Source organism: Mycoplana sp. 10N416, assembly GCF_056394765.1.
In genome coordinates, this window is record NZ_JBFTIM010000064.1 from 1 (window position 1) to 359 (window position 359).

Annotated in this window: 1 protein-coding gene; it reads right to left on the reverse strand. The window is 63.2% G+C overall.

All coding sequences use genetic code 11. From position 1 onward, the window contains the following. Nucleotides 1–359: catalase (locus AC1DDS_RS25825; RefSeq protein WP_477481452.1), on the reverse strand; the 359-nt coding region annotated here is incomplete at both ends.

The following is a 359-nucleotide window of genomic DNA, read 5'->3' on the forward strand; positions in this document are numbered from 1 at the left end:
GAGTTCGGTGCGTAGACCGGGGTGGTGGGGGCGTTGAACAGATAACGTCCGGCGCCGTCCTGGCTGTAGTTGTTGACCTGGTTCTTGGGCTGGTTCACCGGGATCTGGGCGTGGTTGGTACCCACGCGGTAGCGGTGTGCATCGGCGTAGGAGAAGATGCGGGCCTGCAGCATCTTGTCCGGCGAGGCAGCGATGCCCGGAACGAAGTTCGACGGCGCGAAGGTGGCCTGCTCGATCTGCGCGAAGTAGTTCTCCGGGTTCCGGTTCAGCTCCATGGTGCCCACCTTGATCAGCGGGTAGTCAGCGTGCGGCCACACCTTGGTGAGGTCGAACGGGTTGAAGCGGTAGGTCTCGGCATC